This window comes from Candidatus Methylomirabilota bacterium, assembly GCA_036001065.1.
GTDB lineage: Bacteria > Methylomirabilota > Methylomirabilia > Rokubacteriales > CSP1-6 > MNEF01.
Genome location: DASYUQ010000091.1, coordinates 1 through 6268 on the forward strand (window position 1 = coordinate 1; position 6268 = coordinate 6268).

7 protein-coding genes are annotated in these 6268 nt (G+C 67.9%); all 7 read right to left on the bottom strand.

The annotated features are described in order from the left end of the window. Nucleotides 1-754 (bottom strand): succinate dehydrogenase/fumarate reductase iron-sulfur subunit (locus VGV13_08215; protein HEV8641067.1); only part of this gene is annotated, 754 nt, incomplete at its 3' end. Beyond that, on the bottom strand, nt 751-2619 hold the full coding sequence (locus tag VGV13_08220; protein ID HEV8641068.1) for a fumarate reductase/succinate dehydrogenase flavoprotein subunit: 1869 nt from the start codon (nt 2617-2619) through the stop codon (nt 751-753). The genes VGV13_08215 and VGV13_08220, both read right to left, overlap by 4 nt. 298 nt (nt 2620-2917) lie before the next feature. Further along, nucleotides 2918-3700, bottom strand: a complete 783-nt coding sequence (locus VGV13_08225; GenBank protein ID HEV8641069.1) for a hypothetical protein — start codon at nt 3698-3700, stop codon at nt 2918-2920. A 5-nt stretch (nt 3701-3705) separates the two neighbouring features. Next, nucleotides 3706-4284 carry a Fe-S-containing hydro-lyase gene (locus tag VGV13_08230; GenBank protein HEV8641070.1) on the bottom strand — a complete coding sequence of 193 codons (579 nt, stop codon included), beginning with the start codon at nt 4282-4284 and terminating at the stop codon, nt 3706-3708. A gap of 211 nt (nt 4285-4495) precedes the next feature. After that, entirely contained in the window at nt 4496-5338 is an 843-nt protein-coding gene (locus VGV13_08235) for a fumarate hydratase (protein HEV8641071.1), read from the bottom strand. Between the two features lie 4 nt (nt 5339-5342). After that, nucleotides 5343-5822 (bottom strand): VOC family protein, encoded by a 480-nt coding sequence (locus VGV13_08240; protein ID HEV8641072.1) that lies wholly within the window; start codon nt 5820-5822, stop codon nt 5343-5345. A gap of 14 nt (nt 5823-5836) precedes the next feature. Continuing rightward, nucleotides 5837-6268, bottom strand: a 432-nt coding sequence (locus VGV13_08245) for a malate dehydrogenase (GenBank protein ID HEV8641073.1), incomplete at its 5' end; no start/stop codon positions are given.

Below are 6268 nucleotides of genomic sequence, written 5' to 3' on the forward strand. Positions count from 1 at the left end.
AGATCCTGCGCTTGACCCATGCGAGCGGATCGTAGAACTCCGTCACCGCGCGCTCCTTGAGCGGGATGATCGCGTTGTCGGTGATGTGGATGTCCTCGGGACAGACCTCGGTGCAGCACTTCGTGATGTTGCAGAAGCCGAGGCCGTGCGTGGCGCGGATCAGGTCGATCCGCTCGTTGGTGTCCAAGGGGTGCATCTCGAGCGCGGCGAGGCGCACGAAGAAGCGCGGCCCGGAGAACGCCTCCTTGTTCTCGTCGTGGTCGCGGATGACGTGGCAGACGTTCTGGCACAGGAAGCACTCGATGCACTTGTGGAACTCCTGGACGCGCTCGACCTCCTCCTGGTACATGCGGCGCGTGCCGTCGGCGCCCGGAGGCGCCGGCTTGAACGCCGGGATGGTCTTCGCCTTCTCGTAGTTGAAGGAGACGTCCGTGACCAGGTCGCGGACGAGCGGGAAGGTGGCCATGGGCGCGACGGTGACGGGCTCGTCGGTCGGCAGGCTCGACAGGCGCGTCATGCACATGAGGTGCGGGTCCCCATTGATCTCCGCGCTGCACGACCCGCACTTCCCGGCCTTGCAGTTCCAGCGCACCGCGAGGTCCGGCGCCTGCGTCGCCTGGATGCGGAACAGCGCGTCGAGCACCACCATCCCCGGGTCGATCGGGATCCGGTGGTCGACGAACCCGCCCGAGCCGCGCTCCTCCCCGCGCCAGACGCGGAACGTGACCTCCTTCGATCCCTCGGCGACCGTCATCGCTTCGCTGCCCCCATCCCCGCAGGCTGCGTCGACTCCATCGCCCCCTGATGCTCGGCGGGCTTGGGCTGCTCGCCGACGATGGCGCGCAGATCCTCCGGCAGCTCGGGGAGCGGCTCGGTCGTGACCTGCAGCTGGTCGCCGTGTCTGCGGATAACGACGTTCTTCCTCCCCCACTCCGGATCGGTCTTCGGGAAGTCCTCCCGCGTGTGCCCGCCGCGGCTCTCCGTCCGCAGCGACGCCGCACGGGCGCAGATCTCGGAGACCGTGAGGAGCGACGCGAGATCGAGCGTGAGGTTCCAGCCGGGGTTGTAGCGGACGCCGCCGCGCACGCCGACGCGGTCGAGACGCCCGCGGTACCCGGCGATCCGGCGGAGCGCCTCGTCGAGCTCGCTCTGCGTGCGGATGAGGCCGACGAGGTCCTGCATCGTGCCCTGCAGGTCGTTCTGGATCGCGTACGGGTCGTCGCCTTCGGCGCGGTCGAACGGCGCGAGCATGGTCTTCGCCGTCGCCTCGAGCTCGCTCGTGTCCACGGCTCCGGGCGCCCGCGCCGACGCCGCGTGCTGCGCCGCGTACATGCCGGCGCGCCGACCGAAGACGACGAGGTCCGAGAGCGAGTTCCCGCCGAGGCGGTTCGCGCCGTGCATGCCCGCGGCGCACTCGCCCGCCGCGAAGAGGCCCGCGACGGTCGACGCCGTCGTGTCGGCATCGACGCGTATCCCGCCCATGAAATAGTGGCAGGTCGGACCGATCTCCATCGGCTCCTTCGTGATGTCGATGTCCGCGAGCTCCTTGAACTGGTGGTACATCGACGGCAGGCGCTTCTTGATGTAGTCGGCGGGCCGCCGGCTGCTGACGTCCAGGAAGACGCCGCCGTGGGGGCCCCCCCGACCCGCCTTGACCTCGGCGTTGATCGCGCGGGCCACCTCGTCGCGCGGCAGGAGATCGGGCGTCCGGCGGTTGTTCCGCTTGTCCTCGTACCAGCGGTCGGCCTCCGCCTCGTCGTCCGCGGTCTCCGCCTTGAAGAACTCGGGGATGTAGCGGAACATGAAGCGCTCGCCCTTGTTGTTCCGGAGCGTGCCGCCGTCGCCGCGCACGCCCTCGGTGACCAGGATGCCGCGCACCGAGGGCGGCCATACCATCCCGGTCGGGTGGAACTGGACGAACTCCATGTCGATGAGGTCGGCCCCGGCCCACAGCGCCGCCGCGTGTCCGTCGCCCGTGTACTCCCAGGAGTTGGAGGTGATCGCGTAGATCTTGCCGATGCCGCCGGTGGCCAGCACCACCGCCTTGGCCTTGAAGAGGACGAACTTGCCGGTGTTCCGCCAGTAGCCGAAGGCGCCGGAGATGCGCTGGCCGTCCCTCAGGAGGCGCTCGATCTTGCACTCCATGTAGACGTCGATGCCCTGGTGGATGGCGTGGTACTGGAGCGTGCGGATCATCTCCAGCCCAGTGCGGTCACCTACGTGGGCCAGGCGCGCGTAGCGATGGCCGCCGAAGTCCCGCTGGAGGATGAGCCCCTCCTTGGTGCGATCGAACAGCGCGCCCCAGCGCTCGAGCTCCAGCACGCGCTCGGGCGCTTCCTGGGCGTGGAGCTGAGCCATCCGCCAGTTGTTCAACATCTTGCCGCCGCGCATGGTGTCGCGGAAGTGCACCTGCCAGTTGTCCTCCGGCCACACGTTGCCGAGCGCGGCGGCAATGCCGCCCTCCGCCATCACGGTGTGGGCCTTGCCCAGGAGCGACTTGCAGATGAGCCCGACCGACACGCCCTGGGCCGCGGCCTCGATCGCCGCGCGCAGTCCCGCGCCCCCCGCGCCGATGACGATGACGTCGTGCTCGTGGGTTTCGTACTCGACCTTCGCCATCAGATGATCCTCAGGTGATTCGCGGGCCGGGGCGAGGCCAGTCGGCGTCGCATCACAGGACCCTCAGGTGATTCCCGGGCGCCCCCTGCGATGCCGAATGGCGAGCACCGCGAGGCCCCGCAGTGCGAGCCGCAGGACGGCCGGGGCGCTGGGCGAGCCGCAGGGCGGCCAGGGGCTGGGGCCCCTGCGCCCGAGGCGAGCGGATCCACAGAGCCCCACGCGTCCGAGGCGAGCCCTGAACTCGAAGTGGAACCGACCGGACCGAGAACGAAGCGGGGCGAAGCCAGTCGGCGTCGCATCACAGGATCCTCAGGTCGCGGATCACGCCCATGGACACCAGCCGGATGTACAGGTCGGCCAAGCCCACGCTGAACAGCGAGAGCCACGCGTAGGTCGGGTGGCGCTCGTTGAGCCGCGTCAGGAAACGCCAGGCGCGGTAGCGGGTCTCCGCCTTCGAGAAGACGTCCACGTATCCGCCGCATACGTGGCGGCACGAGTGGCACGAGAAGGTGTAGCCGGCCAGGAGGATGACGTTGACCCACATCACCAGCGTGCCCACCCCGATGCCGAAGCCGTCGGGGAACCGGAACGCCAGGATCGCGTCCCAGGTCAGCATCACGATGAAGAAGACGGCGACGTACCACACGTAACGGTGGAAGTTCTGAAGGAAGAGCGGAAAGCGCGTCTCACCGGTGTAGCCGGGCTTGACGTCGCGTACGGCGCAGGCCACCGGCGCCAGCCAGAAGGAGCGGTAGTAGGCCTTTCGGTAGTAGTAGCAGGTCAGCCGGAAGAGGCCTGGGCCCCACAGGATCAGGAACGCCGGCGAGAGCACGCCGACGACGGGGAACGAAAAATCCGGGAGTCCAACACCGAACGTTGAGTGCAGGCAAGATTTCGAAATGCAGGGGGAATAGAACGGCGACAGGTAGGGCGCGATATAGTAATGGGCGTTCTGCAGCGCCGCCCACGTCGAGTAGACCACGAAGGATCCCAGCACCACTGCCACCGCCAGCGGCAGCGCCCACCACGCGTCGGTCCTCAGATGGGCCGCGGCGATCGGGGGCCGCCGCTCACTCAACACGCGACTCATGGGCCCTCTCGCGCGTACGCCTTCATCCCGTCCTGATAGAGGTCGCCGCCCCAGCAGTCGTTGACCACGATCACGGGGAAGTCTTCGACTTCGAGACGACGAATAGCTTCAGTACCGAGATCTTCGTAGGCGACTATTGAAAGCTTCTTGACGAATTGCGAGAGCACGGCGCCAGCGCCGCCGATGGCCCCGAAGTAGACGGCCTTGTACTGCCGGAGGGCGTCCTTCACCGCCTGGGAGCGCCCGCCCTTGCCGATCGTCGCCTTGAGCCCCAGTTTGTGGAGCGCGGGCGTGAACGTGTCCATCCGGCCGCCCGTCGTGGGGCCGATGGAGCCCACGACGTCACCCGGGCGGGCCGGCGACGGACCCGTGTAGTAGATGATCTGGCCCCTGACGTCGATCGGCAGCGGCTGACCCTTCTCGATCAGCGGGAACAGCCGGCCGTGGGCGGCATCTCGCGCGGTGTAGAGGACGCCGGTGATCCGCACCCGGTCGCCCGCCTTGAGCGCCTCGATGTCGGCGTCGCTCAGCGGGGGGCTTACCTCCTTGATCCCGTCGGGCGCGGTCCTGATCATCGTGCGCCGCCGAGCGGGTCCTGGCCGGGTCGCGGCCCCCATCCGGCATCGTTGCTGGGGGCTGGCGTTGCGGGCGGGGCAAACCGGTGCGCGCATTTCAGGCCTCGATCCCATCTGAGCTCGCGCGCGCGGTGCCACGGGCTGCTGGCGGATGGGAGCCGCTCTCCCGCCACCCGCTCGAGGCGCACGCGCTCAGACGCCCCCGTCAGCATCACAGCGTCACTTCTTTATGTCTATGCGCGTGGCATTCAATGGTCACGGCCACCGGGAGCGAGGTGATGTGACAGGGATAGGTCAGGATGTGGATGCCGAACGCGGTGGTGTCGCCGCCGTAGCCCTGGGGCCCGATGCCCAGCCGGTTGGCGCGGTCCAGCAACTCTCTTTCGAGAACGTCGAGGCCCGGATCGGGATTGGGGCTGCCGAGCTCGCGAAGCAGGGCCTTCTTCGACAAGATCGCGGCCGTTTCGAACGTGCCCCCCACGCCGACGCCGAGGATCAGCGGCGGACAGGCGTCGGGCCCGGCCGTCCGCACGCATTCGATGATCCACTCCTTGACGCCCTCCAGACCCTCGGCGGGCGTGAGCATCTTGTACTTCGAGCGGTTCTCGCAGCCGCCACCCTTGGCCATGAGCATGATCTTCAGCGTCGCGCCCGGCGCCACGTCCGTGTGGATGACCGCCGGCGTATTGTCGCCCGTGTTGACGCGGTCGAAGGGCGACCGGACGATCGAGGCGCGCAGGAAGCCCTCCCGGTAGCCCTGGCTCACGCCCGCGTTGATGGCGTCGTACAGTCCGCCGCCCGTCACGTGGACGTCCTGGCCCAGCTCGACGAAGCACACGACGAAGCCGGTGTCCTGGCAGTACGGGATGCGCTTGGTCTGCGCCAGCTGGGCGTTGTCCTTCAGGATCTGGAGCACCTGCTGGCCCGCCGGCGAACGCTCCGTCCGGAGCGCCCGGTCGAAGGCCCGGAGCATGTCCGGCTCCAGGTCGCAGTTGGCCTCTATGCAGAGCTTCTTGACGGCGTCAGCGATGGCGCTGACGTGGATCTCGCGCATGGCCCTACTTCTTCTGCTGGCCCATTTGGGCGAAGAACTCCCGCTGCCGCTTCCCCATCTCTTCGGGGCTGACGTCTTCCTTGTGAGTGGCGAGGCCCCAGCGGTGGCCGGAGGGGTCCTCCACCTGGCCGAAGCGGTCGCCCCAGAACATGTCCGTGAGGGGCATGACCACCTTGGCCCCGGCCCCGACCGCCTGCTTGAAGGTGGCATCCGCGTCGGGAACGTATATATAGAGGTAGCCGGTGGGCCCACCCACCGAGGCCGGCGCCCGGCATCCCATACCCGGCTGCTCGTCGCTCAGCATCACGATGGAGTCGCCGATCTTCACCTCGGCGTGCATGATGCTCTTGCCGTCGGGGCCGGGTATCCGCATCAGCTCTTTCGCCCCGAAGGCCCGCTTGTAGAAATCGATCACCTGCGCGCCGTCCCGGACCGTGATGGCCGGCGTGACCGCGTGGTAGCCGTCGGGAATGTCCTTCGCCATGACCTGATCTCCTGTTACAGCTTCAGCTTGTCGACCAGCTCGCGCACGGCGGCCGCCGACTGCTGAAATGCCGTTTGCTCTTCTGGGGTCAGCTTGATCTCGACGACCTGCTCGACGCCGCGGCGCCCGAGCTTTACCGGAACGCCGACGTACAGCCCCCGCACGCCGTAGTGGCCGTTGAGGTAGGCGGCGCAGGGCAGGATCTTCTTCTTGTCCTTCAGAATCGCTTCGACCATTTCAACCGCCGCGGACGAAGGCGCATAGTAGGCAGATCCGGTCTTGAGCAGGCTGACGATCTCGGCGCCGCCATTGGCCGTGCGCGTGACGATCTGATCAACCACCTCTTTCGGCAGCAATTCAGTGATCGGAATGCCGCCGCATGTCGAATAGCGCGGCAGGGGAACCATCGTGTCCCCGTGCCCGCCGAGCACGAAGGCCGAAACGTT